Source organism: Achromobacter sp. CSND-B12, assembly GCF_052906545.1.
Genome location: NZ_JBREGJ010000001.1, coordinates 500,529 through 525,673 on the forward strand (window position 1 = coordinate 500,529; position 25,145 = coordinate 525,673).

24 protein-coding genes, 1 tRNA gene and 1 pseudogene are annotated in these 25,145 nt (G+C 68.0%); 16 read left to right on the forward strand and 10 right to left on the reverse strand.

From position 1 onward, the window contains the following. Nucleotides 1-30: 30 nt before the first annotated feature. Both ACUTAG_RS02245 and ACUTAG_RS02250 read left to right on the forward strand, forming a co-directional pair. The gene (locus tag ACUTAG_RS02245; protein ID WP_006386198.1) at nt 31-558 is read left to right on the forward strand and encodes a hypothetical protein; all 528 of its coding nucleotides are present in this window, start codon (nt 31-33) and stop codon (nt 556-558) included. 70 nt (nt 559-628) lie between these two features. Further along, on the forward strand, nt 629-934 hold the full coding sequence (locus ACUTAG_RS02250) for a hypothetical protein (protein ID WP_006386199.1): 306 nt from the start codon (nt 629-631) through the stop codon (nt 932-934). A 23-nt stretch (nt 935-957) separates the two neighbouring features. Here ACUTAG_RS02250 and ACUTAG_RS02255 read toward each other — a convergent pair whose 3' ends face one another. Beyond that, nucleotides 958-1,266, reverse strand: a complete 309-nt coding sequence (locus ACUTAG_RS02255) for a hypothetical protein (RefSeq protein WP_006386200.1) — start codon at nt 1,264-1,266, stop codon at nt 958-960. A gap of 66 nt (nt 1,267-1,332) precedes the next feature. Then, entirely contained in the window at nt 1,333-2,190 is an 858-nt protein-coding gene (gene kdsA / locus ACUTAG_RS02260) for a 3-deoxy-8-phosphooctulonate synthase (RefSeq protein WP_054443675.1), read from the reverse strand. A 238-nt stretch (nt 2,191-2,428) separates the two neighbouring features. On the opposite strand from kdsA, the pseudogene ACUTAG_RS02265 reads away from it, so the two are divergent. The 3 genes and pseudogenes from ACUTAG_RS02265 to ACUTAG_RS02275 form a co-directional block, all read left to right on the forward strand. Next, nucleotides 2,429-2,998, forward strand: a pseudogene (locus tag ACUTAG_RS02265) (HD domain-containing protein); the annotation flags it as partial. A gap of 48 nt (nt 2,999-3,046) precedes the next feature. Continuing rightward, nucleotides 3,047-3,394, forward strand: a complete 348-nt coding sequence (locus ACUTAG_RS02270; protein WP_371318095.1) for a nuclear transport factor 2 family protein — start codon at nt 3,047-3,049, stop codon at nt 3,392-3,394. A gap of 23 nt (nt 3,395-3,417) precedes the next feature. After that, nucleotides 3,418-4,635, forward strand: a complete 1,218-nt coding sequence (locus tag ACUTAG_RS02275) for a hypothetical protein (protein ID WP_446649960.1) — start codon at nt 3,418-3,420, stop codon at nt 4,633-4,635. Between the two features lie 43 nt (nt 4,636-4,678). Here the strand turns inward: ACUTAG_RS02275 and aqpZ are convergent, their stop codons facing one another. The 6 genes from aqpZ to ACUTAG_RS02305 all read right to left on the reverse strand — a co-directional run bounded on the left by aqpZ (nt 4,679) and on the right by ACUTAG_RS02305 (nt 12,354). Continuing rightward, nucleotides 4,679-5,389 carry an aquaporin Z gene (aqpZ, locus tag ACUTAG_RS02280; RefSeq protein WP_024069446.1) on the reverse strand — a complete coding sequence of 237 codons (711 nt, stop codon included), beginning with the start codon at nt 5,387-5,389 and terminating at the stop codon, nt 4,679-4,681. 142 nt (nt 5,390-5,531) lie between these two features. Beyond that, complete coding sequence (locus ACUTAG_RS02285) at nt 5,532-6,113, reverse strand: glycerol-3-phosphate responsive antiterminator (protein ID WP_026384507.1); 582 nt, start codon at nt 6,111-6,113, stop codon at nt 5,532-5,534. Nucleotide 6,114: 1 nt separating this feature from the next. Then, complete coding sequence (locus tag ACUTAG_RS02290) at nt 6,115-7,671, reverse strand: FAD-binding oxidoreductase (RefSeq protein ID WP_049055158.1); 1,557 nt, start codon at nt 7,669-7,671, stop codon at nt 6,115-6,117. Continuing rightward, nucleotides 7,668-9,347 carry an FAD-dependent oxidoreductase gene (locus ACUTAG_RS02295; protein ID WP_446649961.1) on the reverse strand — a complete coding sequence of 560 codons (1,680 nt, stop codon included), beginning with the start codon at nt 9,345-9,347 and terminating at the stop codon, nt 7,668-7,670. Before ACUTAG_RS02295 ends, ACUTAG_RS02290 begins: the two co-directional genes overlap by 4 nt. Continuing rightward, on the reverse strand, nt 9,344-10,882 hold the full coding sequence (locus ACUTAG_RS02300) for an FGGY family carbohydrate kinase (protein WP_006386208.1): 1,539 nt from the start codon (nt 10,880-10,882) through the stop codon (nt 9,344-9,346). Before ACUTAG_RS02300 ends, ACUTAG_RS02295 begins: the two co-directional genes overlap by 4 nt. Before the next feature lie 14 nt (nt 10,883-10,896). Then, the gene (locus ACUTAG_RS02305; protein ID WP_006386209.1) at nt 10,897-12,354 is read right to left on the reverse strand and encodes an MFS transporter; all 1,458 of its coding nucleotides are present in this window, start codon (nt 12,352-12,354) and stop codon (nt 10,897-10,899) included. 222 nt (nt 12,355-12,576) lie between these two features. Between ACUTAG_RS02305 and ACUTAG_RS02310 the strand changes: the two genes are divergently transcribed. The 3 genes from ACUTAG_RS02310 to ACUTAG_RS02320 all read left to right on the forward strand — a co-directional run bounded on the left by ACUTAG_RS02310 (nt 12,577) and on the right by ACUTAG_RS02320 (nt 13,953). Further along, nucleotides 12,577-12,966: a lysozyme inhibitor LprI family protein gene (locus ACUTAG_RS02310; RefSeq protein ID WP_006386210.1), complete on the forward strand. Its 390-nt coding sequence runs from the start codon at nt 12,577-12,579 to the stop codon at nt 12,964-12,966. A gap of 104 nt (nt 12,967-13,070) precedes the next feature. Continuing rightward, nucleotides 13,071-13,430 (forward strand): hypothetical protein, encoded by a 360-nt coding sequence (locus tag ACUTAG_RS02315; protein ID WP_020928346.1) that lies wholly within the window; start codon nt 13,071-13,073, stop codon nt 13,428-13,430. A 10-nt stretch (nt 13,431-13,440) separates the two neighbouring features. Further along, complete coding sequence (locus ACUTAG_RS02320; RefSeq protein WP_446649962.1) at nt 13,441-13,953, forward strand: hypothetical protein; 513 nt, start codon at nt 13,441-13,443, stop codon at nt 13,951-13,953. A 99-nt stretch (nt 13,954-14,052) separates the two neighbouring features. On the opposite strand, the gene ACUTAG_RS02325 is transcribed toward ACUTAG_RS02320, so the two are convergent. Continuing rightward, on the reverse strand, nt 14,053-14,328 hold the full coding sequence (locus tag ACUTAG_RS02325) for a hypothetical protein (RefSeq protein ID WP_020928348.1): 276 nt from the start codon (nt 14,326-14,328) through the stop codon (nt 14,053-14,055). A 240-nt stretch (nt 14,329-14,568) separates the two neighbouring features. Further along, nucleotides 14,569-14,655 (reverse strand) — tRNA-Leu (locus ACUTAG_RS02330). A gap of 47 nt (nt 14,656-14,702) precedes the next feature. Between ACUTAG_RS02330 and dapC the strand changes: the two genes are divergently transcribed. From dapC to ACUTAG_RS02370, 8 genes are all read left to right on the forward strand, one after another. After that, the gene (gene dapC / locus ACUTAG_RS02335; RefSeq protein ID WP_026384502.1) at nt 14,703-15,899 is read left to right on the forward strand and encodes a succinyldiaminopimelate transaminase; all 1,197 of its coding nucleotides are present in this window, start codon (nt 14,703-14,705) and stop codon (nt 15,897-15,899) included. A 27-nt stretch (nt 15,900-15,926) separates the two neighbouring features. Further along, complete coding sequence (dapD, locus tag ACUTAG_RS02340; RefSeq protein WP_006386215.1) at nt 15,927-16,748, forward strand: 2,3,4,5-tetrahydropyridine-2,6-dicarboxylate N-succinyltransferase; 822 nt, start codon at nt 15,927-15,929, stop codon at nt 16,746-16,748. Then, nucleotides 16,748-17,965, forward strand: coding sequence for a succinyl-diaminopimelate desuccinylase (gene dapE, locus ACUTAG_RS02345; protein WP_446649963.1), 1,218 nt, complete (start codon nt 16,748-16,750; stop codon nt 17,963-17,965). The genes dapD and dapE overlap by 1 nt, the downstream gene beginning before the upstream one ends. A gap of 10 nt (nt 17,966-17,975) precedes the next feature. After that, a complete protein-coding gene (prmB, locus tag ACUTAG_RS02350; protein WP_446649964.1) occupies nt 17,976-18,872 on the forward strand; it encodes a 50S ribosomal protein L3 N(5)-glutamine methyltransferase in 897 nt (298 codons plus the stop codon). Continuing rightward, nucleotides 18,869-20,803: an ABC-F family ATP-binding cassette domain-containing protein gene (locus ACUTAG_RS02355; RefSeq protein WP_006386218.1), complete on the forward strand. Its 1,935-nt coding sequence runs from the start codon at nt 18,869-18,871 to the stop codon at nt 20,801-20,803. The genes prmB and ACUTAG_RS02355 overlap by 4 nt, the downstream gene beginning before the upstream one ends. Before the next feature lie 123 nt (nt 20,804-20,926). Further along, the gene (locus ACUTAG_RS02360; protein ID WP_006386219.1) at nt 20,927-21,415 is read left to right on the forward strand and encodes an RNA polymerase sigma factor; all 489 of its coding nucleotides are present in this window, start codon (nt 20,927-20,929) and stop codon (nt 21,413-21,415) included. Next, nucleotides 21,412-22,344: a FecR family protein gene (locus tag ACUTAG_RS02365; RefSeq protein ID WP_054443678.1), complete on the forward strand. Its 933-nt coding sequence runs from the start codon at nt 21,412-21,414 to the stop codon at nt 22,342-22,344. The genes ACUTAG_RS02360 and ACUTAG_RS02365 overlap by 4 nt, the downstream gene beginning before the upstream one ends. A gap of 141 nt (nt 22,345-22,485) precedes the next feature. Then, the gene (locus ACUTAG_RS02370; protein WP_054443679.1) at nt 22,486-25,116 is read left to right on the forward strand and encodes a TonB-dependent receptor plug domain-containing protein; all 2,631 of its coding nucleotides are present in this window, start codon (nt 22,486-22,488) and stop codon (nt 25,114-25,116) included. The last annotated feature ends 29 nt before the right edge of the window (nt 25,117-25,145 follow it).

A 25,145-nucleotide genomic window follows, 5' to 3' on the forward strand; every position in this document is an offset into this window, starting at 1 on the left:
TCCCTGAACCCGGATCCACGATCATTCGAGATGAAGCTTTTGCGTCATTACGCCCTGGCCGCCCTGCTGTGCGGCGCCGTGCTGCTGCCGGCCGCCGCGCCCGCCCAACCGCCCGCGCCGGACGTCACGCAGGCCCTGGTGGGCAAGTGGCGGCACCAGACCATGCTGCGCACCGTCGACGGCAAGGCGCAGCCGCCCCAGCCCTCCGGCGGCGCGGGCGTGGTCGAGTTTCGCGGCGACGGCACCTGGTCGATGCAAGGCCCGGACATGGTTTCCAGCGGCACCTACCGATGGCTCGATGCCAAGCGCATCGAACAGACGCTGGAGCAATCCACCAGCAAGCATGAACTTGGCGTGGCCTCCATCCGCTACGTGAAGATCCAGGGCGATCACCTGAGCCTGACGCGGGTGCAGGACCGCAGGGAAATGGACAAGCTGATGCCGCCGCCCGGACCGAACGTGCGCCGCCCCGACCAGTTGATCGTCACCAACGTCTTCACCCGGTTGCCGGCGGAGCCGAATCCATCCGCGCCCGCGGGCGGCGCGGGTCACCGCTAGGCCAAACGCGGTATGGAAGGATGAGACCGTCTTTGCTACGCTGAGTCATCCCCATGGAGGGCACCAGGCCATGAAACCCAAGATCCGCGTGCTGCGCGTCCAGCCGTCGTCGATGTCGGCCCGCTTCGCCTTCCTGGCGATCGCGCTGCGCTGGTCCTTGGGCGCGACGCCCCGGCCGGCGCGCCTGCGGATCGGCCCGCACGACCTGGCGCCGGTCGGTTCCGAGGCGGCGTTCTGGATGTTCGCGCTGCGCCACGCCCTGTCGGCGCAGTCGGTGCTGGTCACGCGGGGCGATTACTGGGACGTGGCGGCGTCGGTCGATGGCGACGTGATCCGCGCCTTCGGCCGCAAGTTTGCACTGCGCCAGTGCCTGTGAAACAAGGCGATTGGCGCGGGCGGCTAGAACTCGGGCAGGTCGAACACCGTATGCAGGGTGGAACTGGGCGCCGGCACGGAAGCCAGATGCTCGCGGCCGTCCTCGTCGGTCAGCACCCGCACCGGGCGCGAAGCCACTGACAGGCCGTCCACGCTGACGACGGTCTCGACGTCGGCGCCGGCCTTGATGGCTTCGATCACTTCGGAAGCCGCCGCGGTCACGGGTTCGCTGACCCAACCGGGCACGCCGCGCTCGGCCAGCCCCCAGCGCACGTAGGCGACATGGCCGGTAACGGCTTCTTTACGAACGGCGACGATCGCGTAAAACGACATCCGGGCCTCCCTCAGGTTTGGTGGCCCGGATCGTATAACAATTTGGCTGATTCGCGATGACAGCCGTCAGGGTTCGATGTCGATGGGCTCAAAGGATTTCACCAAGTCATCCAGTTGTTTCAATTGGGTGAGGAACGGCTCCAGCTTGTCCAGCGGCAGCGCGCTGGGGCCGTCGCATTTGGCGTTCCGGGGGGCCGGGTGGGCCTCCAGGAACAAGCCCGCCAGCCCCACGCCCATGCCCGCCCGCGCCAGTTCCGCCACCTGCTCCCGGCGCCCGCCCGAGGCGGCGTCCAGGGCCGAACGCTGCTGCAGGGCATGGGTGACGTCGAATATCACGGGCCGGTTGCCCGTCACCTTTTTCATGACCCCGAAGCCCAGCATGTCCACCACCAGGTTGTCGTAGCCGAAGCTGGTGCCGCGATCGCACAGGATGATCTGCTGGTTGCCGGCCTCGGTGAATTTCTCGACGATATTGAGCATCTGGGTAGGACTGAGGAACTGCGGCTTCTTGATGTTGACGACGCGGCCGGTCTTGGCCAGCGCCACCACCAGGTCGGTCTGGCGGGCCAGGAACGCCGGCAATTGCAGGATGTCCGCGACCTCCGCCACCGGCGCCGCCTGCCAGGGCTCGTGCACGTCGGTGATCACCGGCACGCCGAAGTTCTGCTTGACCGCCTCGAAGATCTTCATGCCCTCTTCCAGCCCCGGCCCCCGGTAGGAATGGATCGAGGAACGATTGGCCTTGTCGAACGACGCCTTGAACACGTAGGGAATGCCCAGCCTGGTGGTCACGCGCTGGTATTCCTCGCAGGCGCGCAGCGCCAGGTCCTTGGATTCCAGCACGTTGATCCCGCCGAACAGCACGAAAGGCTGGTCGTTGGCGCACGTGATCGAGGGCGAAATGATGACTTCCGGGGCGGTCATGATGGGGCTGTCCTGTAGGGATGAAGCAGGTAATAGTGCGTAATGTACAACCTGCCCACCCCGGTTCCGGCCGCCGCCGCCGCTTTTTTGCCTCGGTCCGGCGACACAGGACGCCATGGGGCGCCGCCGCGGCGCTGCGCCGTCCGATCCGCGCGGTCGGGACGAACGCAAGATACACTCGCTGACGGGGGACGATACCCGCGAGCGTATTGACAACGGACTTACGACGACCTGATTCATGGACACCGACACCCTGTCCCGCCGACTCGAATTCCTGCGGCAAGCCGAGAAGCTCAAGGACGTGCTGCGCAGCGCCCGCAGTTCGGGCGGACGCCAGGAAAGCACCGCCGAACATACCTGGCGCCTCTGCCTCATGGCCATGATGCTGGAGGAAGACCTGGCGGACCTGGATTTCACCCGCATCCTGCGCCTGTGCGTGATCCATGACCTGGGCGAAGCCATCCACGGCGACATTCCGGCGACGCAACAGTCCCCCGGCGCCGGCAAGGGCGCCCAGGAACGGCTGGACCTGCTGCAACTGGCCAGCCCGCTCGATGCCCCGGCGCGCGACCGGTTGCTGGCGTTGTGGGACGACTACGAGAATGCCGCCTCGCCCGAAGCCCGCGCCGTCAAGGCCATGGACAAGCTGGAGACGCTGCTGCAACATAACCAGGGCGCCAACGCGCCGGACTTCGACTACGCGTTCAACCTGGACTACGGCCGCAAGCACACCGATGCCCTGCCGCTGTTCCGCGAGATCCGCCGGCTGCTGGATGCCGATACCGAAGCGCGCATCCGCCAGCAGGCCGCCGAACGCGCCGCGCGGCCCGCGCCCTCGCCCTCGCCGGCCGATGTCGTGCAGCGCCAGCTGGACGCCTACAATGCCCGGGACATCGATGCCTTCATGCCGGCATGGGCGCAGGACTGCGAGTATTACGCGTTCCCCGACACCCTGCTGGCGCGTGGCAGCGCCCAGGTCCGCGAACGTCACCTCGAACGTTTCAAGGAACCCGATCTGCACGGCAGGCTGGTCCATCGCATGGTCAACGGCGACATGGTGGTGGACCATGAAGTCGTCACCCGCAACTTCGCCGACGGCCGCGGTGAAGTCGACGTCGTCGCGATCTACGAAGTGCGCGACGGCCAGATCGCCAAGGCCTGGTTCAGGCTGGGCGCGCCGCGACTGCACGGCGGGCCCGCATAGCGGCCGCAAGGCCCGGGAAAAGCATGGGATTACTCGACTCGCTGTTCCGGCGCAAGCCCACGCAAGACCAGTTCGCCCGGCTTTTCATCGACGCCGTCCGGCAGCGGGGCTACACCGGCACGCTGGACTACAAAGCGGATGAATTCCGGCTGCTTCACGGCGAAGGCTCGTACTTCAACCTGCACAACGCCTATAACGCCTATTGTGAAGCCCGAAGCGGCCAGCGCCAGGGCGCGTTGCAGGGCTATGTCTCGACCCTGCTGACCAGCGACCAGGCCAGGCCGGCCTCGCTGGCCGAGGCCCGCCCGCTGCTGCGGCCGGTGATCCGGGCCCGGGCCATGATCGAGGCGATCCGCATGCACCACCTGCACACGGACGGCAACGACACCGACTTCCGCCCCGCCCTGCGGCCGTTCGGCGACGACTGCGTGGTGCTGCTGGCGCTGGACCATCCGGAATCCATCGCCACGCTCACCAACGGCCCCGATGCCGACTGGGGCCTGTCGTTCGAGCAGTCGCTGGCCATCGCCATCGACAACCTGCGTGACTCGGCCGACCACTTCGTGGAAGTGGCGCCGGGCGTGCATGGCGGGGCCTGGGAAGACGGCTACGACATCAGCCGCGCGCTGCTGCCGGACATGCTGGAACGCGTCGCGGTCCGCGGGCGTCCGGTGTTCATGATGCCCACGCGGGATCTGTTACTGGTCAGCGGCGACAACGACGACGCCGGCCTGTTGAAGATGATGGAACTGAGCCAGCAGGTGGTGGCCCACGGCCGCCCGGTGTCGCCATACATGTACCACTATGGCGAAACCGGCGTCGAACGCTACCTGCCGCGCCAGGAGCGCATCATCCACCTGCAGGCGCACCTGGCGCGAGTGCTGGCGCAGGGCGATTACGACGCGCAGAAGGAAGCGCTGGACCGCCTGCACGAGGAACGGGGCATCGATGTGTTCGTCGCCACCTACAATCTGTTCATGCAGAACGACGATTCCGCCACGTCGTTCTCGCTGGCGACCTGGACGCGCGGCGTGGACACCTCCCTGCCCAAGGTCGACCGGCTGGCGCTGGTGCGCCCGGAGGCCAACGACGATATCGGCGAAGTGCGGGTTGTCAGCTGGGAACAGGCGGCGCCGGTGCTGGCGCCGTTGCTCGAACCCGAAGACCTCTATCCGGCGCGCTACCGCACCCGGGGATTTCCCAGCGACGCGCAATTGGCGCAATTGCCCGAAGCGGATTGAGCGCAACCGGACGGTCGACCCGTCCGGCGGGCGCATCATCACCTCAGGGCTGCGCTTCCGATTGGCTCACCAGGCGATAGGCGATCGCGCCGATGATCGCGCCCACGATCGGCGCCACCCAGAACAGCCACAGCTGCTCCAGCGCCCAGCCGCCCACGAACAGCGCCGGGCCGGTCGAACGCGCCGGGTTGACCGAGGTGTTGGTGACCGGAATGCTGACCAGGTGGATCAGCGTCAACGCCAGGCCGATCGGAATCGCGGCGAAGCCGGCCGGCGCGCGCTTGGAGGTCGCGCCCAGGATCACGAACAGGAAACCGGCCGTCATCACGACTTCGGTGACCAGCGCGGCAGCCATCGAGTACTTGCCCGGCGAATAGGCGTCAAAGCCGTTGGCGGCGAAACGGCTGGCCTGCAGGTCGAAGCCCTGTTGGCCATTGGCGATCACCGCCAGCACCGCGGCCGCCGCAATGGCGCCCAGCACCTGCGCCACCACGTAGGGCAGGATTTCGCGGGCGGGGAAACGCCCGCCGGCAACCAGGCCGACCGTGACCGCGGGATTGAAGTGCCCGCCCGAAATGTGGCCGACGGCGAACGCCATGGTCAGCACCGTCAGGCCGAACGCCAGCGCGACGCCGGCAAAGCCGATGCCCAGTTGCGGAAACCCCGCCGCCAGCACCGCCGCGCCGCAGCCGCCCAGCACCAGCCAGAAGGTGCCGAAGAATTCCGCGCCGCAGCGCTTGGATAGTGGGTACATGTTTCGCCCTCCGCGATTGAAAACGCGAAGGTAGCGCGGCGCGGGCGTTACGATTTCAAAGCAGTGCAAATTCCACGCGATTCTTGACATTGCTTGACGATGTCGGCCGGTATCGGGCCGGCCGGCATCGCGCGAGCCCCGCTCATCGCGGCGTCCTGGGGTCCACGCTCCACAACGCGACGTCGCTGGTCGACACCGCCACCGCGCCGTGGCGCAATGCGGCCGCCACGTCGGCCTGGTTGCAGACGAAGCCCGACGCCACGATCGGCGGCAGTGCCTTCAGGTCCTGCGGCGCCATGTGGGCCAGCATCGGCGCCGGCATGATCTGCACCAGGTTGGGGTCGCTCTGCTCCAGCGCCTTGACGCTGCGCGGCCAAGTGGAGCGGTCGGTCACGAACACCTTCTGCATCGTCACCATGCCGGCGCGGTTGGCGCGCTGGATGGTGGCCACACGGGTCGACACCAGGCTCGCCACGCCGATGTCCGCCAGGTATTCGACGCCGCCCTTGTCCTGCGACAGGCCTTCGCAGCTGTCGATGTTGACGATGACGTACTTGCCCGCCCGGTTCAGGGCGGAGATCACCGGCGCAAGCCGGCGCAGCTCGACGTTGGCGACGATGCCGATCTCGGCCACGCTGCCGACGAAGGCGTTGACCTGCTCCGGTCCGTAGAGCGTGGCAATGACCGGATGCCGCGCCAGGCATGCGCCGAGTGACCTGTCCATGTTATCGCCTGCCTTGATCGTAGGGGCCTTCGTCCGTCAGGCCGAGCTTGCCGGGGTTGAGGATATTGTGCGGATCCAGCGCCTGCTTGACGGCATGCAGCACGGCGAAGGCCGGCCCGAGCGATTCGCGCATGTAGGGCGAGCGCAGCAGGCCCACGCCATGGTGGTGGCTGAGCGCGGCATTGTATTTGATCAACACCGCGTTGGCCGCGTCCCAGGCGCGCCGATACCACTGTGCCCGCTCGTCGACCGCGACCTCGCCGCGCAGCGAAAAATACAGGCAGGCGCCATCGACGTAGGCATGCGACTGGTGCGCCGAACCGGCCAGCGTGCCGGGCACGGCATTGACCGCGGCAACCACCTCGTCGTAGATGGCGGACAGGTCGCTCCAGCGCCCCGCCATCTCCAGCGTGTCCGCCACGAAGCCGGGGCTGCGCTTGAAGCCTTCGGCGCTCTTGCCGGTCAGGTAGCGCGTATCCAGCCAGCGCTCGAACACCTCATTGCCATCCAGCGCCACGCCGGATTCGCGGCAGACCTCTTCGCTGATGCCCATGACCGCGTCGACGATCGGGCGCGGCCCCTCGTCGGCCACCAGCAGCACGTTCAGGTCGGGCCGGTTGAACTGCACCCCGCTTTCCAGCGCGTCGTACAGTCGCAAGGCGGCGGGGTTGGCGCCGCGCTGCATGATCTGGCGGCAGGCTTCCAGGCCGGCCGCGAAGGTCTCGAAGCCGTAGGCGATGGCGCGGCCGTAGTCGGGCAGGCGATGCAGCTTCAGGCGGACCCGCACCACCACCCCCAGCGTGCCCTCGGAGCCGATGAACAGCTGCAGCAGGTCGGGGCCCAGCGCCGCGCGCGAATAACCGCCCACCGTGATCAGGCTGCCATCGGCCAGCACCACGTCCATGCCGAACACCATGTCCTCGATCTTGCCGTAGCGCGTGGACAGTTGTCCCGCGCCGCGGCATGCGACCCAGCCGCCGACGGTGCTGATGCCGAACGAGGACGGCCAATGGCCCATGGTCAAGCCATGCTCGCGCTGGATGGCCTGCTCGAACACGTCGCCGAACATGCCCGCCTCGACCTCGACGATCTGGCTTTCGCGGTCAATCCCGATGAAGCGGTTCAACTGGCAGACGTCCAGCACGATGCCGCCGCGCAGCGGCAGCGCCGCCCCGGTGACGTTGCTGCGCCCCGCCGACACGGTGACGGGAATGGCGGCCGCGTGCGCGATGCGCATCACGGCCTGCACCTGCTCCACCGTCGACACCTTGACGATCACCGCGTGCGGCGTGGCCGGGCGGCCGGCGGTCTCGGTCATCATCGAGCCGGCCCACCAATCGCGCGTCCAGGCCACGGCGTCGGCGGTGGTGGTCAACACCTCGTCGGCGGCCGCTCGCAGCGCCTCGACCTGCGCGGCCGATACGGACACGGGATCGCGTTGCAGGCCCGGCTCGGTGCCAGCCTGCGTCAGGCCCGCCGCGTAGGCCGGCGGCGTGTGCGCGCCCACTACGTAGTTGCCGCGGTTGTAGCCGCGCTTGATAGCTTCTTTACTGATCACGAGTCGTCTCCCATTAGTACGGACTTTTCATGCTCGATGGCGGCGCGGTAGCTGCGCACCTGTTGCGCCACCGCGGCGTCGGACAGGCCCAGTTCGGCCTGCAGTATCTTGCCCACGCGTTCGGCGGCCTTGGCGGAGGCGTCGCGCGCCATCAGCCTTGCCCGCATGCGGCGCGAGAGCACGTCTTCGACCGTGGCCGCCAGCTCGTGGCGCACGGCGTACAGCGCCTCGGCCTCGGTGTACGGCAACCCCGGCACCAGCGGCGCCGCCAGCGCCGGCGTCTGCTGCATCAGGTCGCTGACGAAGCGCGCCTCGGTGCCATAGCGTTCGCCCAGGTGCGCGGACAGGCCGCCCGAGGCCACGATGGCCTGCGGGTCGTAGCCGGCCGCGCCCAGCAGGAAGGCGCTGGCCGTGACACAGCGCGCCTTGCGCCCCAGCACCTTCTGCGCGGCGTCGATGGTCTGCTCGGCCATGTGGCGCGAGGTCGTCAGCTTGCCGCCGACGATGGTGACCAGGCCATCGGCCGCGATCCGGATTTCGTGGTTGCGCTTGATCTCCAGCGTCTTGCCGCCCGGCGGCGCGACCAGCGGCCGGCAGCCGGCGATGCTGCCCACCACATCCTCGGCGCGCAGGTCGGTCTTGAGCGCCGAACGCGCCCCTTCCAGCAGGAAATCGAGTTCGCGGCGGGTGCAATGGACATCGTCCAGGTCACCCGCGTAGTCTTCGTCGGTGGTGCCCAGGTACGAGACATTGCCCCAGCGCGTGATGGTGGCGCGGCGGCTGCGGCCCGGCACCGGGATCGTCACCGTGCAGTCGTTGCGCACCTTCAACCAGGGCACGGCCACGTGCACGCCCTTGGCGGGGCGGATGTGCAAGGCCTGGGGATCGCCCTTGCGGCTGCCGTTCCAGTCGCGCAGCCAGACGCCGGTGGCCATGATCACCACGTTGGCGCGCACCCGGATCTCGGCCTGCCCGGCCTGCACGATGGCGCCGTCGACCTTGCCATGCGTGTCGCGCGTGACTTCAATGGCCCGGGCGTGGTTCAGCACCGCCGCGCCGTGGAACGCCGCGGTGCGCGCCACCGCCAGCGTCAGGCGCGCGTCATCGACCCGCGCGTCGAAGTACAGGAAGCCGCCAAGCAGGCCGTCCTGCTTGAAGGTGGGGCAATGCGACAACACTTCCTCGGGGGTCAGCTTCTGGTGCAGGATGCCTTCGCGCCAGCCGCCAGCCAGGTCGTAGGTCCAGAGCAGGCTCTCGAACGCCTTGGCCAGCCGCTTGTCGAAGACGCCGTCGCGTTCCAGCAACGGAAACAGGAACGGCAGGCGCTGCACCAGGTGGCGGGCGTTGCGCCGCAGCCGCTGGCGTTCGTGCAGGGAATGGCGCACCAGGCCCAGGTTGCCCTGCTCGATGTAGCGCAGTCCGCCATGCACCATCTTGGACGACTTGGACGAGGTCCCCGAGGCGAAGTCGTCCTTTTCGACCAGCGCCACGCGGTAGCCGCGCAGGCTGGCGTCCAGCGCCGCGTAGGCGCCCGTGATGCCGCCGCCGACGATGAGCATGTCGAAGTGTTCGCCGCCCAGCCGGTCCGCCTGTTCCTGCCGCGCCAGCCGCAACGGTTCGCCGCGGGTCATGCCGGCCCGATCCTTCCTGGGCTTTCTCGATGGCAACCCGATCATGTCCGCAATGCCTCCTGCTTGTCCTGGGAATACAGGCCCGCGTGGGCCAGTTCGGATTCGACGCGCGAATGCCACAGCGCGCGGCGGCGGGCGCGGGCCTCGGCCGCCAGGGTGGGTTGGAATACCGCATCGGTGGCGGCGGTCTGGCGCGCGGCCTGCAACGATGGCCACAGCAGGCCCGACGCCCCCGCCAGGAACGCCGCGCCGCGCAGGCTGGCGCGATCGGCCTCCTGCATGCGGCGGATCGGTATCCCCAGCAGGTCCGCCTGGATGCGCAGCAACGGATCGCTGCTGGACAGGCCTCCGCCCACCACCAGTTCCGACACCTGCACGCCCGATACTTCCTCGTCCGCCTCGATGCAACTGGCCACCGAATGGGCGATGCCTTCCAGGATCGCGTAGGCCACTTCGGCCTGCGTGGTAGCCATGGAGATGCCGGTGAGCGAGGCGCGCGCGCCGGCCGCCATGCGCGGCACGCGCAACCCGGTCAAGGCCGGGATGAATGTCACGCCGCCCGCCGATTGCGCGGTGGCGGCCAGTTCGCTGATCTCCTGCGCGTTCCTGAACCACTTCAGCTTGTCGCAGACCCAGTTCAAGGCCGAACCGGTGGTGGCGACGAAGGTCTCGACCGCGAAGTGCGACACCTGGTCCTGGCGCCGCGCCGTCATCGTCAGCGAGCCTTCGTAGCGGCCGCTGTTGACGGGCGCCTCGGGGCCGATGATCAGGTCGACGAAACTGCCCGTGCCATGCACGCACATCGCCTGCCCGCGATCCAGGCAGCCCAGGCCCACCGCGCCCGCGTGCTGGTCGCCGGCCGACGCCCGTATCGGCACGGCAAGGCCCAGGAGGTCCGCGCGCGTCTGGCCGAAATCGTCGGCTTCCTGGCGCAAGGCCGGCAGCAGCTCGCGCGGAAACTCCAGCGCGTCGATCCAGTCCAGGTAGTAGCGGTGCCCGGACAAAACATAGGCGCCGGCCGAGGTGGCATTGGTGGGCGTCGTCACGCATTCGCGGCGGTCCGACATATGCCATAGCAGCCAGGTGTCGACGGTGCCGAACGCCAGCCGGCGCTCGCGCCAGGCCTGCGCCACGGCCGGTGAATCGCGCAGGTGGCGCGCCGCCCACAGATACGGCGAACGCACACCGGCCGGGCGGCCCACCTGCTCCAGCAGGCGCGGGTTCCAGGCGGGCGCCAGGCGATCGAGTTCATCGACATAGCGCGTGTCCTGCCACACCATGGCCGGCACCAGCGCGCGGCCCGTGGCGGTATCCCACAGCACCGCGGTGGCGCGCTGCGTGGCCAATGCCAACGCCACGATGGCCTGGCCGTCGCGACGCGCCTGCGCGATCACCTTGCGGCACACCTGCAGCGTTCTTTCGAGAATCGCATCGGCATCCTGCTCGACCACGCCGGGGCGCGGCGTATCGACCTGCAGGGCCAGGTATTCCTGGCCCGACACGTGGCCGTCGCCCGACACCAGGGCGGCGCGTGTCCCCGAGGTGCCGGCGTCGATGGCCAGGATCACGTTGTTCGACATGTTGTCTCCGTGCGTCATCTTGCGGTTTTCCCCAGCGCCGGGTCGAGCGCGGGCAGGTTCTCGTCCCCCTTGAACTGCGGCGCGCCGGCTTCGTTGTCCGGATTGATGCCGCTGCGGGTGGGATCCCATTTGATGGCAAAGCAGATGATGCTGGCCGCCAGCGGGACGGCAGACAGGATCAGGAAGGTCTTCTCCAGGCCATAGCTTTCGCGGAACAGCGGGAACACCAGCAGGCCGACCGCCGCGCCGATCGAGCCGAGCGCGCCGATGACCCCGTTGGCGCCGGCCCGCAATTCACCGCGGAACGACAGCGACGACAGGCTCTTGCCGTTGGCGCCCGGACCGCCTGAATGGAACAGGATGAACAGCGACGGCACCGCCACCGCCAGCCACAACGGCATCTTGCCGTGGAAGGTGCCCAGGATCAGCAGCATCAGGAAGACGGCCGCAAAGCCGAACGCCGAGGCGCGCCGCAAGCCCAGCTTGCGACCGATGTAGGGCGACATGAAGCCGCCGAAGATGCCGAAGATGTTGAACACCAGCGCGCCCACCGTGGCGTAGACGAAGTCCTTGCCGAACAGTGCCGCGCTGATGAGCGGCAGGTACCAGCCCACCGCGAAATACTGGATGGACTGGCCGATCTGTACAGTGGCCGCCAGTATCGTGCGCGGCAGGTACACGCCGCGGAAGATCAGCAGCACATTGGCCAGGCCGCGCCGCGCCTGGTTGACCACCGGCACGCGCTCATGCGGCGGCGCCGCCGTGAACGGCTGGCCGTAGATGCGGGTCATCGCCACGGCCGCCTCGTCGACGCGCTCCTTGCGCGCCAGCCAGATCGGGCTTTCGACCATGTAGCGCAGTTGCAGCACCAGGATGGCCAGCGCGAACACCGCGGTGGCCGCGACCGAATAGCGCCAGATCGCGTCGCCCACTTCCCATGAATGGAACAGCAGCGCCAGCAGCAGATTGGAGCAGACCGCCGTGTACCACATGCCCTGCCAGGTGTTCAGGCGGCTCTTGAGCCTGACGGGCGTGAATTCCGCCAGCACCGCCATCGCGATGGCGAAGTCGATGCCGTAGGCCGCGCCCACGAAGAAACGGCCCGCCAGGATGACGTCGAACGACGGCGCGAACACCACCAGCAGCGCGCCGATCAGCGCCAGCAGCTTGGCCGTGATGAGAGGCCGCATGCGGCCCCAGCGATCCGCCATCCAGCCGCCGATGGGATTGAAGGCGATGGCCACCCAGGACGCGAAGGACGTCATCAACGCGACCTGGCCCGCGCTCAGGCCAAGGTCGCGCGTCATGGGGCCCAGGCCCGCGCTGAGCGCGGAATTGGCGAATGCGTCCAGGAACAATCCGCCCAGGGCGAGCCACCATATCAGACCGGCCCGGCCGACGATGCCCGGACATGAATCGATATACGCGATGACATCGTCGATGCCACGCAGCTTGACGGGTAATGATTGCACGGCGGTCTCCTCTTGGAATTATTTCTGTAAGAGGTCGACGCAGCGAGCGCGCGATAAAAGACCATCTTACAGATGGTCTTTTATCTAGATCTGTGCGAGTGACTTTATGGACTATCCAGCATAGTGTCAACCGGGAAAACACCAAGCCGGGACTGGCGGTATGCTTGCGCTGCGCGCCGCTTCCAGCGCACCCGATCCGTTCACTTTCACCTTCGCGCCACCATGATCCGACACGCCCTCGCGCTTTCCCTGATGCTGTCTCCCGCCCTGGTCCTGGGCGCCTCCACGCCGGACTACATGGGCCAGTACGACCGCTGCCTGCGCGATGCCGGCGTCACCAACAACGGCACCGTCGGCGCCTGCGCGGAAGGCGTCTCGGCGGCGGCCAAACGTGAAATCAACACGCTCTACGCCAGGGTCCAGGCACGCCTGGCCACCGACTACCCGGACGACGCCGCCAAGCTGGAACAGACCCAGAAGGCCTGGCTGGCGTACCGCAACGGCCATTGCGCGCTGGCCGGGGCGCATGTCGGTTCACCCATGTACGAGTATTGCCCGATGCTGCTGAACATCAACCGCGCCGACGAACTACGGGAATTGGCGGGCGACTGAGCGCGCGGCGCAACGCGCCGGCGCTTGCCGTGCCACGGCCACGTTAGTAACTTTGCCGTGCTCGGCCTCGCGTTCCCAACTTTTCGCATAGGACAGCGCCCACCATGACCATCGTCGTATACGCCGCCAACGCCCGCGCCCTTTGGGAAACCATCCAGGCGGACATCGCCCCCATCGGCGCCCGCGCCACGACCAGCGGCAACAGTTGGCGCAAGGACGACAGCGGCCGAGCCACCAAGATCTATCGCGCCACGCCCACGGGCCAGCATGACGAACGCGCCTATTTCGTCGGCACCGTGCGCACCGGCCAGCTGATGCTGCTGGACCTGCTGCCCGGCAGCGAGGCGCTGAGCTGGCCGCTGTTCGGCGCCTTGCACGGCCACCTGTCGGGGATGCTGCTGGCGACCTATCCCGATGCCATCCTGTCATTGAACCTGTTCCCCAACCGACCCACCGACACTTGAAAGGCACGCCGTGCTGTTGTTATCCGTATGTGTGCTGGCCGCCGCGTCGCTGGGCGTGCTGACGTGGCGCATCGTGCGCCGGCCCGAAGGCAAGACGCGCGGTGACATTGCCCGCGCAGGCGCCGCTGGCGCCGCCCTGTTCGCCGCGCTGGGTCCCCCCGTAGGCACCCTGGTGTTCGCGCTGTTTCTGGCCGCCGCCGCGATGAGCCTGGAATCGCTGTTCACGTCGGTCTTCCTGGTGCCCTGGTCGTACCTGTACGGCGGCGTGCCCGCGCTGCTGTGCGGCCTGGTGACGGGCGCCTGCCGGCCCGCCGTCGTGACATGGCGCTCGTATTGCTGGCCGGGGTTGCTGGGCGGTCTCTATGCCTTCGTTTTCCTCGCGGGCTTCGCCGTGCGCGAGAACACCCCGCCCGAGCTGGGCTTTCCGCTGTTCCTGGGCGGCGTGCCCGGACTGATAAGCGGCGTGGTCTGCGCTCGGGTGCTCTATGGAAAACCGCAAGCCACCACCCCAGCGGCCGCGTGAGCGCTGGCCCCGCCTTCGACCCCTCCGAAGGCGCCGCATTCGGCGCGCCGCCGATGGTGGCGTCAACGCCCGCCAGCCGGCGGGCATTTCCCCCCCGGCTCAACCGCCGAAAGCGCGGCGCAACCGTTCCATTTCGGCCCGATTCAAGCGCTTGGCCTCGTCTTCGGCATAGTCACGCTCGCCCGCCTCGTATTTGCCTTCATAGATGCAGCTGCTGCGGCTGACCCGGCATTCCAGGCTGACCCGTGACGAGTCGGAGCCGGAACCGGGGGCGGCGGGCGAAGACCAGGGATTGATGGACGAGGAGGAACAGCCGGACATGAGCGCGACAAGCAACAACAGGCCGCCGCGGCTAAGCATTTGAATCGACAACATTTACCCTCGCTCGACAAGAAAAGCTTCAGGGCTCTTTATAACAAGCAGGGAATCGGCGGTACAGGCGTGGGGTCCGGCGGGGGGGGCCGGTGTGGGGCCGGTATGGGGCTCCGGCCCTCAATCCGGGGATTCAAGAGCGGCAGATGGCCCGCCAAATGAAAAACCCCGGGACACAGGGATGTCTCGGGGTTTGGAGGACACTGCCGCCGACGTATCGCCAGATCAGTGCCTGAATGGGGTTGGTGCGAAGGAGGGGACTCGAACCCCTACACCTGTTACGGCGTCAGGACCTAAACCTGGTGCGTCTACCAATTTCGCCACCTTCGCGTTAAGCCAAGCCCGCTATTGTAGCTTGCTTGTTAAAATCTTGCGTCATGAATCCGCGCCTCGATGCCCTGCACCCCTACCCGTTCGAAAAATTGCGCGCCCTGCTGGCCTCGGCCAGCGCGCAGCCGGACGGCCTGACGCCCATCAACCTGTCGATCGGCGAGCCCAAGCACGCCGCGCCCGAGCGCGTGGGACAGGCCATTCGCGATCATCTTGGCGGCTTGTCGGTGTATCCGTCAACCAAGGGCGATCCCGCACTGCGCCGGGCCATCGCCGACTGGCTGGCGCGGCGCTACAGCATCCCGGCGCCCGATGCCGAGACCCAGGTGCTGCCGGCGCTGGGCTCGCGCGAGGCCCTGTTCGCCTTCACCCAGACGGTGATCGATCCGTCGGCCGGATCGGTGGTGATCTGCCCCAACCCGTTCTACCAGATCTACGAAGGCGCCACCCTGCTGGCCGGCGCCACGCCCTACTACGTCAACGCCGACGCGCTGCGCAATTTCGCCTGCGACTGGAACCAGGTGCCGCAAGACATCTGGAAAAAGACCCGCCTGGTATTCGTCTGCTCGCCGGGCAACCCGGCCGGCAACGTCATGTCGCTGGACGAATGGAAGGACCTGTTCGCCCTGTCCGACCGCTACGGCTTCGTGATCGCCTCCGACGAGTGCTATTCCGAGATCTACCTGGACGAAGGCAATCCGCCGCTGGGCGGCCTGCAGGCGGCGCGCCGCCTGGGCCGCGACGACTACCGCAACCTGGTGGCGTTCTCCAGCCTGTCCAAGCGTTCCAACGTGCCGGGGCTGCGCTCGGGCTTCGTGGCGGGGGATGCCGCGCTGATCGGCCGCTTCCTGCTGTACCGCACGTATCATGGCAGCGCCATGAGCCCGCTGGTGTCGGCCGCCAGCATCGCCGCCTGGACCGACGAGGCCCACGTCAAGGACAACCGCCGCCTGTACCGCGAGAAGTTCGAGGCCGTGCTGCCGATCCTGCAGAACGTGCTGGACGTCTCGCGGCCGCAAGCCTCGTTCTACCTGTGGGCGGCCACGCCGGGCTCGGATACCGCCTTCGTGCGCGACCTGTACGGCCGTACAGGTGTTACCGTGCTGCCGGGCAGCTTCCTGGCGCGCGAAGCGCATGGCGTGAATCCGGGACAGGGGCGCATCCGCCTGGCCCTGGTGGCGCCGTTGGCCGACTGCGTGCAGGCGGCCGAACGCATCGCCCATTTCGTACATACTTCTGTTTGATCAACCTTTTTGAAAAGCTGAGCCGCTATGACTCTCGACCTGCAGACCACCATCGAAAAAGCCTGGGACGACCGGGCCAACCTGTCGCCCGTCGACGCCAGCGCCGAAGTGCGCGAAGCCGTCGAACACACCATCGACGGGCTGGACCTGGGCCGCCTGCGCGTGGCCGAGAAAATCAACGACGACTGGGTCGTGCACCAGTGGATCAAGAAGGCCGTGCTGCTGTCGTTCCGCCTGTACGACAACGCCATCATGGGCCAGGCCCCGCTGCAGTTCTACGACAAGGTGCCGCTCAAGTTCTCGGAATACGGCGACAACGCCTTCAAGCAAGGCGGCTACCGCGTGGTGCCGCCCGCCGTCGCCCGCCGCGGCGCCTTCATCGGCCGCAACGTGGTGCTGATGCCCTCCTACGTCAACATCGGCGCCTACGTCGATGAAGGCACCATGGTCGACACCTGGGCCACCGTCGGTTCGTGCGCCCAGATCGGCAAGAACGTCCACCTGTCCGGCGGCGTCGGCATCGGCGGCGTGCTCGAGCCGCTGCAGGCCAACCCCACCATCATCGAAGACAACTGCTTCATCGGCGCCCGCTCGGAAGTCGTGGAAGGCGTGATCGTCGAAGAGAACTCGGTGCTGGCCATGGGCGTGTACCTGTCGCAAAGCACCAAGATCTATGACCGCGCCACGGGCAAGGTCACCTACGGCCGCGTGCCGTCGGGCTCGGTGGTGGTGCCGGGCTCGCTGCCCTCGGCCGACGGCTCGCACAGCCTGGCCTGCGCCGTCATCGTCAAGCGTGTCGACGCGCAGACCCGCGCCAAGACCAGCATCAACGATCTGCTGAGGGCGTAATGCGCACGACCGCACGGCCGCCCGAAGGGCGTGCACCCTCCCTTGGGGAGGCAGCCGCGCAGCGGCAGGAGGGCCAACCTCCCTCGGTTGTTCTGGATCTGGTCAAGGACCTGATCGCCCGTCCGTCGGTCACCCCGGCGGACGCCGATTGCCAGGCGACGCTGGCCGCGCGCCTGACGCGCATCGGCTTCACCTGCGAGACCATCGCCCAGGGCGGTGTCACCAACCTGTGGGCGCGCCGTGGCGACACTGCGCCGCTGGCGGTCTTCGCCGGCCACACCGACGTGGTGCCGCCGGGCCCGCGCGAGAAGTGGGAAAGCGATCCGTTCGTGCCCACCGAGCGCGATGGCTACCTTTATGGCCGCGGCGCCGCTGACATGAAAAGCTCGATCGCCGCCTTCGTGGTGGCGGCCGAGGAATTCGTGGCGGCCAACCCGCGGCACGGCGGCTCGATCGCCCTGTTGATCACGTCCGACGAGGAAGGCCCGTCGATCGACGGCACTGCCATCGTCTGTGACGCGCTCAAGGCGCGCGGCGAGCAGATGGACTATTGCATCGTCGGCGAACCCACCTCGGGCGACGTGCTCGGCGACACCTGCAAGAACGGCCGCCGCGGCTCGCTGTCGGGCAAGCTCACGGTCAAGGGCATCCAAGGCCACGTGGCCTACCCGCACCTGGCGCGCAACCCGGTGCACCAGCTGGCGCCGGCGCTGGCCGAGATCGTCGCGATCGAATGGGACCAGGGCAACGAATACTTCCCGCCGACCACGTTCCAGGTCTCGAACCTGAACTCGGGCACGGGCGCCACCAACGTGGTGCCGGGCGAGGCGGTGGCGCTGTTCAACTTCCGCTTCTCCACCGCCAGCACGCCGGAAAGCCTGAAGGCGCGGGTGCATGAAGTGCTGGACCGCCATGGCCTGGAATACACGCTGGACTGGGAACTGGGCGGCGAGCCCTTCCTGACCCCGCGCGGTTCGCTGACCGATGCGCTGGTCAAGGCCATCCGCGACGAGACCGGCGTGACGGCCGAGTTGTCGACCACCGGCGGCACGTCCGACGGCCGCTTCATCGCCAAGATCTGCCCGCAGGTCATCGAGTTCGGCCCGTGCAACGCCACGATCCACAAGGTCAACGAGCGTATCGAGCTGGCCTCGCTGGACCCGCTCAAGAACATCTATCGGCGCACGCTGGAAAACCTCCTCCTGCCCGCCAAGTAAAAAGCCTCTCATGCCTCAAAACGCCCGCCAAGAACTGCTGACCCTGCGCGACCTGATCCGCTACGGCGTATCGCGCCTGAACGCCGCCCAGGTGGCGCTGGGACACGGCAGCGACAACGCCTGGGACGAGACGGTCTACCTGGTCCTGCACGCGCTGCACCTGCCGCTGGACACGCTGGAACCCTTCCTGGATGCCCGCGTGCTCGACGAAGAACGCAACCGCGTGCTGGACCTGATCAACCGCCGCGTCACCGAGCGCGTGCCGGCCGCCTATCTCACCAACGAGGCCTGGCTGCGCGGGCATCGCTTCTACGTGGACGCGCGCGTCATCGTGCCGCGCTCGCCCATCGCGGAACTGCTGGATGAAGGCCTGTCGCCCTGGGTGCAGGACGCGCAGGCCGTCGACAGCGTGCTGGACATGTGCACCGGCTCGGGCTGCCTGGCGATCCTGTCGGCGCTGGCCTTCCCGTACGCGCAGGTGGACGCCGTCGACGTGTCGCCCGACGCGCTCGAAGTCGCCCGCCGCAACGTCGATGACTACGGCCTGGGCGACCGGCTGGCGCTGCACCAGAGCGATCTCTTCGACAGCCTGCCAGAACGCCAGTACGACGTGATCGTCTGCAACCCGCCCTACGTCAACAGCGGCTCGATGGACGTGCTGCCGCAGGAGTACCGCCACGAGCCGCAGCTGGCCCTGGCCGGCGGCGCCGACGGCATGGACCTGGTGCGCCGCATCCTGCAGGCGGCCCCGCGCTACCTGTCGGAGAACGGCGTGCTGGTGCTGGAGATCGGCCACGAGCGCGATTTCTTCGAAGCCGCCTTCCCTGAACTGTCGCCGGTGTGGCTGGATACGGAGCAAGCCTCCGACCAGTTGCTGTTGCTGACCCGCGAGCAGTTGACGACGTGATCCGCGCCTCTGGATTGACCCTGCGTCGCGGCACCAAGGTGCTGCTGGACGACGCCGAATTCGTGGTGCACCCCGGCGAACGCGTCGGCATCGTCGGCAAGAACGGCGCCGGCAAGTCGTCGCTGTTCGCGCTGCTGACCGGCGCGCTGGACCTGGACGCCGGCAACCTGGCGCTGCCGGCCGGCTGGCGCATCGCCAGCGTCGAACAGGAACTGCATGCCGACGACCGCCCCGCGCGGGAATTCGTCATCGACGGCGACACGCCGCTGCGCGCCCTGCAGGCACGCCGCGCCGAGCTGACCGACGACCAGGGCACGCAGATCGCCGAGGTCGAGGCGGCGCTGGTGGAGGCCGGCGCCTGGAGCGCGGCCTCGCGCGCCGAGCAACTGCTGGCCGGCCTGGGCTTCAAGCCGGCCGAATGGACCCAGCCGGTGGCGAGTTTCTCCGGCGGCTGGCGCATGCGCCTGGCGCTGGCGCGCGCGCTGATGGCGCCGTCCGAACTGCTGCTGCTGGACGAACCCACCAACCACCTGGACCTGGACGCCATGCTGTGGCTGGAGAAATGGCTGGCCGCCTATCCCGGCACCGTCATGCTGATCTCCCACGACACCGAGTTCCTGGACGCGGTGGCCAAGTCCATCCTGCATTTCGACCACGCCAAGCTGGTGCGTTACCGCGGCGGCTACGGCGATTTCCTGACGCAACGCGCCGAGCGCCTGCGCCAGACCAACATCGCCTACGAACGCCAGACCCGCGAAGCGGCGCGCCTGCAAGGCTTCATCGACCGCTTCAAGGCCAAGGCCTCCAAGGCCAAGCAGGCCCAGAGCCGGGTCAAGGCCCTGGCGCGCATGCAGGTGCTGGCGCCGCTGCACGCCGAGGCCGGCATCGACATCCGCATCCCCTCGCCCGAGCAGGTGCCGGATCCGCTGCTGACGCTGGAGCACCTGTCGGCCGGCTACACCGACGCGGCCGGCAACGAGGTGCCGATCCTGCGCGACGTGACGCTGATGGTGCGCGCCGGCAGCCGCGTCGGCGTGCTGGGCGCCAACGGCGCCGGCAAGAGCACGCTGATCAAGACCCTGGCCGAGGAACTGCCGGTGCAGGCCGGCGAACGCCGCGCCTCGCGCGGGCTGGCGATCGGCTACTTCCACCAGCACCAGCTCGACATGCTGGACGTGGACAGCACGCCGCTGGCCCACCTGGCGCGGCTGTCGCCGGAAACGCGCGAGCAGGAATTGCGCAATTACCTGGGCGGCTTCGGCTTCTCGGGCGACACGGTCAACAGCAAGGTCGGCCCCATGTCGGGCGGCGAGAAAGCCCGCCTGGCCCTGTCGCTGATCGTCTGGCAGAAGCCCAACCTGCTGCTGCTGGACGAGCCCAGCAACCACCTGGACGTCGAAACGCGCGAGGCCCTGGCCGCGGCGCTGGCCGAGTTCGGCGGCAGCATGCTGCTGGTGTCGCACGATCGCCACCTGCTGCGCACCACCGTGGACAGCTTCTGGATCGTGGCCGACGGCGCCGTGCGCGAATTCGACGGCGACCTGGAGGACTACCGCGACTGGCTGGCGGCCCGCAACGCCGGCGAACGCGCCGAGGCCGCCCGCGAAAACGCCGAGAACGGCGAGGCCGTGGTCGACCGCAAGGCGCAACGCCGCGCCGAGGCCGAGCAGCGCCAGCGCCTGTCGGCGCTGCGCAAGCCGCTGGAAGCCAAGCTGGCCAAGGTCGAGGCCGAGATGGAGAAACTGCGGGCCAAGCTACAGGCGCTGGACGCCGTCATCGCCGACCCGGACCTGTATTCCGACGCGCGCCGCGCCGAGCGCCAGAAGGTCATGGCCGAACATGGCGAACACGGCAAGCGCATGGAAACGCTGGAAGAACAGTGGCTGGAGCTGCAGGGCTCGCTCGAAGAGATCGAGCAGGGCGAAGCCTGAGCCGCGGGCGGACGGCATGCGCCGTCCGCCCTTGCCATCGGCAGGCAATACTCAATAACAATAATAATTATCATTTATAATTTGACGCGAATCTGACTCTATCTGGCGCGAGGCGTCAGCGACATGTCTTCGCTTACCGACGTATTTCTCCGGCACTACCGCGAAGTGCTGGGCTTTCTGGCCATGCGCACGGGCTCGCGCGACGTGGCCCAGGACTGCGCCCAGGACACCTGGATCAAGCTGGCAGAGTTCCAGGACAAGACCCTGCCGGACAACGACCGCGCCTATGTGTTTCGCGTGGCGGCCAATATCGCCACCGACTGGCATCGGCGCCGCGGCCGCGAACTGAGCACGGTCGCCGACTACGCCGCGGCGCAGCCGCCGGCCTTCGAGGCCGACACGCTGGAAGTGGCCTCGGCCAACCAGCTGCTGCGCCGGCTCGAAGCGGCGCTGCTGCGCCAGCCGCGCCGCAGCCTCGACGTGTTCGTCCTGCATCGCCACGAAGGGCTGACCTACCGCGCCATCGCCGAGCGCCTCGCGATCTCGGTCAGCGCGGTCGAGAAACACATGATGCGCATCCTGCTGGCCTGCGACCTGGCGCTGTCGGCGTGAGCAGGACTGACGCCCTTGGCCCCGCCGCGAGCGCCGACGAGCAGGCCTCGCGCTGGGTCATCCGCCGCAGCAGCCAGCCGCTGGACCCGCAGGCGCAGGCCGAATTCGACGCCTGGTATCACGCCGATCCGCGCCATGCCGCCGCCTACGAGCGGCTGGCGCGGGTGTGGCGCCGCATGGGCGAGATCGATCGTGGCAAGCTGGCCGCGCGCCCGCCCCGCAAGCACCGCACGGCGCTGGCGCTTGCGCTCGTCGCCGCCGCCGGCATCACCGCCTATACGCTGCGCGACTTCCAGGCCGGCGCCGACTACGCGAGCGACACGCAGCCGCTACGCGTCGCCCTGCCCGACGGTTCACGCGCCATCCTGGACGCGCATTCGGCGATCGCCCTGGACTTCGGCCCCGCCAGGCGCGAGGTGCGCCTGCTGGCCGGCCGGGCGCTGTTCGAGGCCGCGCCGCGCAGCGCCGACGGCCCCGCCTTCACCGTCGTCACGGCGGACGCCACCGCCACGGCCCTGGGCACCCGCTACACGGTCGCTCGCGACAGCGACACAACCCGCATCACCGTCTACACGCACCAGGTGGCGGTGCAATGCCTGGCCTGCGCGGACCGGCAACCGCAGACACTGGACGCCGGGCAACGCATGAGGGTTTCGGCCAACGGCATCGATCGCGACCCGGCAACGCCCGAAACCGCGCCCGCCTGGAGCCAAGGGCTGCTGGCCTTCAACGACACCGCGCTGCCCGACGCTGCCGCGCAGCTGGCGCGATACACCGGCAAGCGCATCCTGGTATGGGGCGAGCGGGCGCGCGCCACGCGCGTGTCCGGCACGGCCGGCATCGCCGATCCCAGGCGCGCGCTCGACCTGCTGCTGGCGCAGACCAAGGTCGAGATCACCGACCTGCCCGGCCTTCTGATCCTGCGCTGACCACGGCCCCGCCGCGGGCATGGCGGGCATTTTCCAATCGGTAAATAAGAATCAATATAAATTATTCATCAATTCCGCGATGAGGGGTTTCGTCCTACGTCGCGTCCTACGGCTGACATCACCACAGCGTAGGACGTTTTCATGCCTTTTCCTCTTGACGGCAGGCGCCGGTCCGGCGTCCCGGCCGCCCTTCTTTGCCTCATGCTGGCCATTGCCGCGCCCGTTGGCGCCCAGCCGCCGGTGCGCACGCAAACCTACGACATGCCGGCCCAGCCCCTGGGCAATGCGCTGCTCGCGCTGGGGCGCCAGTCCGGCCTGGAAATCTCCTTCCCGCCGGCCGCGGTGGCCGGCAAGATGGCCCCCGCCCTGCACGGCGAATATTCGGCGCTGCTGGCGCTGGATCGCCTGCTGGCCGGCTCCGGCCTGGCCCTGCGCGCCGACGGTCCTGGCCGCTACATCGTGTTCGTCGACAAGGCCAACCCATTCTCGACCTCGCGGCTGGAGCCCGTGCGCGTCTATGGCGAGCAGACCGGCGAACGCGTCTTCGACAAGGAAGAGATCGCCACCACGCCCTCCTCCAACCACGACCTGAGCACGCTGGTGGCGAACCATCCGGCGGTGCGCACCAACCCGGGCGCCGCCGGTTCGCAGAATCGCGGCTCGCTCAACGTCGAGGACATTTCCTTCCACGGCGCCAGCCCCTACCAGAACTTGTTCCAGATCGACGGCATCGACGCCACCAACCGCGTCGACCCGGCCAGCAAGAACCTGAACCTGCAGGTCGGCAACGTGCCCAGCAATCCGCAGTCGTACTTCATCGACACCAGCCTGCTGGAATCGGTGCGCGTCTACGACAGCTTCGTGCCGGTCGAGTACGGCCGCTTCACCGGCGGCGTGGTGGATGCGCGGCTGCGCCGCTTTTCCGGCGAGAACCACCTGAAGTTCGACTACCGCTGGAACACGTCGAAGATGACGCGACAGCACGTGTCCGAGGGCGAGGAGAACAGCTGGGCGCAGGGGCAGCCGGGCTATTCCCCCGAATGGAAGAAGCGCTTCTATTCGGCCGTGGGCGACTTCGCCTTCAACGACAAAGCCGGCGTGGTGCTGGCCATGTCGCGCCGCGAATCCGACATCACGCGCTGGAACATGGGGGTGGACGACGACGGCCAGCCGCAGCAGGGCCAGGACACCTATCGCGACCGCGTCGACAACTTCCTGGGCAAGTTCAGCGTGCGCGCCAGCGCCGACACCACCGCCGACCTGACGCTGAAATACAGCGACCGCAGCGAGACCCTGTCCAGCTACCTGTTCCGCGACACCCGTTGGGACAACAACCACGGCGCCTACGGCCTGAGCGGCAACCTCGAGCACCTGTTCCAGGGCGGGCGCTTCGCGCTGCAGGCCGGCTGGGACCACGCCACCAGCGACCGGCAGTCCGTCGGCGACGAGCTGGTGACTTACCAACCCTACAGGCTGCCGCGATACACCGCGGGCGGCTTCGGCAAGGAGCAGACGCGGCAGGACACCTGGACCCTCAAGGGCCGCGTCGACCTGGATCCGGTGCGCACCGGCATCTTCACCCACAGCCTGTACGCGGGCGCCGACCTGCAGCAGGTCGAGGCGGGCTTCAAGCGCTTCCAGGACTCGTATTCGTTCCGCCGCGTCTACGACAACAAGGGCGCCTACCAGGACTTCAGCAAGGTCCACTATCTGCCCGGCACGGTCAACGTGAAATACAGCATGGCAAGCGTGTACCTGTCCGACCGCATCGAGTGGCAACGGCTGGCGCTGGACGCCGGGCTGCGCTACGACCGCGAGACCTTCCTTGGCAACACCAACGTGTCGCCGCGTACCCGCCTGGAGTGGGACGTGCTGGGCTCCGGCGACACGCTGCTGAGCGCGGGCTGGTCGCGCTACTACGGCAGCGAGGTGCTGGAGACGGCGCTGGAGGCCGAACGCAGCCGCCTGCGCCGCCAGGTGCTCGACAGCAAGGGCAGGCCCGTGGCCGATGGCGGCAAGGAGTACTTCGTCGATTACCGCGGCCTGCGCATGCCGTATGACGACGAATGGGCGGTGTCGCTGCGCCAGCGCATGGCGGGCATCGAAGGCCTGCTGAGCTACGTGCATCGCAACGGCCGCGACCAATGGACCAAGAGCGGCACCGACGCGGCCGGCTACACCTATGCCAACGACGGCTTTTCCACCACCGACGGCGTCAGCCTGACGCTGCGCACGCTGGAGCCCTGGCGCCTGGGGCCGACGCGCTGGAACATGCAGGCATCGTGGAGCTGGCAGAAGCGCAAGACCAACGGCGACCTGGTCACGGGCTACACCGCCGATGCGCGCGACCCGGACGACCGGGTGATCTACAACGGCTCGGAGATCCGCGCCATCGACCTGCCGCCCAGCACCTTCTACCAGCCCCAGGTCGCCTCGCTCACACTGATCGGCGCCTACCCGCGCATGGGACTGACGTGGAGCAACAAGCTGAACTGGCGCAGCAAGCGCGACGCCACCATCTACGTCGGCGTCGGCCCGCGGCCGCAATCCCTCGACCGCTACGAATCGGGCGAATTGCCGTCGTACTGGACCTGGGACACCAAGCTGGCCTGGCAGCCGACGTTCGCGCGCAACCTGGAATTCACGGTGGAAGTGCTGAACCTGCTGAATCGCATGCCGGCGGTCACCGCCAGCAACCCGAACCTGAAGACCAACCGCAGCACCTTCCAGTCGGGACGCGAACTGTGGCTGCAGGTGGGATATCGGTTCTGAAACGGGACTGACCAGCGGGACTGACCAGC

Coding starts and splice junctions, on each gene's coding strand:
- ACUTAG_RS02245 (WP_006386198.1), top strand. CDS start 31: ATGAAGCTTTTGCGTCATTACGCCCTGGCCGCCCTGCTGTGCGGCGCC.
- ACUTAG_RS02250 (WP_006386199.1), top strand. CDS start 629: ATGAAACCCAAGATCCGCGTGCTGCGCGTCCAGCCGTCGTCGATGTCG.
- ACUTAG_RS02255 (WP_006386200.1), bottom strand. CDS start 1,266: ATGTCGTTTTACGCGATCGTCGCCGTTCGTAAAGAAGCCGTTACCGGC.
- kdsA (WP_054443675.1), bottom strand. CDS start 2,190: ATGACCGCCCCGGAAGTCATCATTTCGCCCTCGATCACGTGCGCCAAC.
- ACUTAG_RS02275 (WP_446649960.1), top strand. CDS start 3,418: ATGGGATTACTCGACTCGCTGTTCCGGCGCAAGCCCACGCAAGACCAG.
- aqpZ (WP_024069446.1), bottom strand. CDS start 5,389: ATGTACCCACTATCCAAGCGCTGCGGCGCGGAATTCTTCGGCACCTTC.
- ACUTAG_RS02285 (WP_026384507.1), bottom strand. CDS start 6,113: ATGGACAGGTCACTCGGCGCATGCCTGGCGCGGCATCCGGTCATTGCC.
- ACUTAG_RS02295 (WP_446649961.1), bottom strand. CDS start 9,347: ATGATCGGGTTGCCATCGAGAAAGCCCAGGAAGGATCGGGCCGGCATG.
- ACUTAG_RS02300 (WP_006386208.1), bottom strand. CDS start 10,882: ATGTCGAACAACGTGATCCTGGCCATCGACGCCGGCACCTCGGGGACA.
- ACUTAG_RS02310 (WP_006386210.1), top strand. CDS start 12,577: ATGATCCGACACGCCCTCGCGCTTTCCCTGATGCTGTCTCCCGCCCTG.
- ACUTAG_RS02315 (WP_020928346.1), top strand. CDS start 13,071: ATGACCATCGTCGTATACGCCGCCAACGCCCGCGCCCTTTGGGAAACC.
- ACUTAG_RS02325 (WP_020928348.1), bottom strand. CDS start 14,328: ATGTTGTCGATTCAAATGCTTAGCCGCGGCGGCCTGTTGTTGCTTGTC.
- dapC (WP_026384502.1), top strand. CDS start 14,703: ATGAATCCGCGCCTCGATGCCCTGCACCCCTACCCGTTCGAAAAATTG.
- dapD (WP_006386215.1), top strand. CDS start 15,927: ATGACTCTCGACCTGCAGACCACCATCGAAAAAGCCTGGGACGACCGG.
- dapE (WP_446649963.1), top strand. CDS start 16,748: ATGCGCACGACCGCACGGCCGCCCGAAGGGCGTGCACCCTCCCTTGGG.
- prmB (WP_446649964.1), top strand. CDS start 17,976: ATGCCTCAAAACGCCCGCCAAGAACTGCTGACCCTGCGCGACCTGATC.
- ACUTAG_RS02360 (WP_006386219.1), top strand. CDS start 20,927: ATGTCTTCGCTTACCGACGTATTTCTCCGGCACTACCGCGAAGTGCTG.
- ACUTAG_RS02370 (WP_054443679.1), top strand. CDS start 22,486: ATGCCTTTTCCTCTTGACGGCAGGCGCCGGTCCGGCGTCCCGGCCGCC.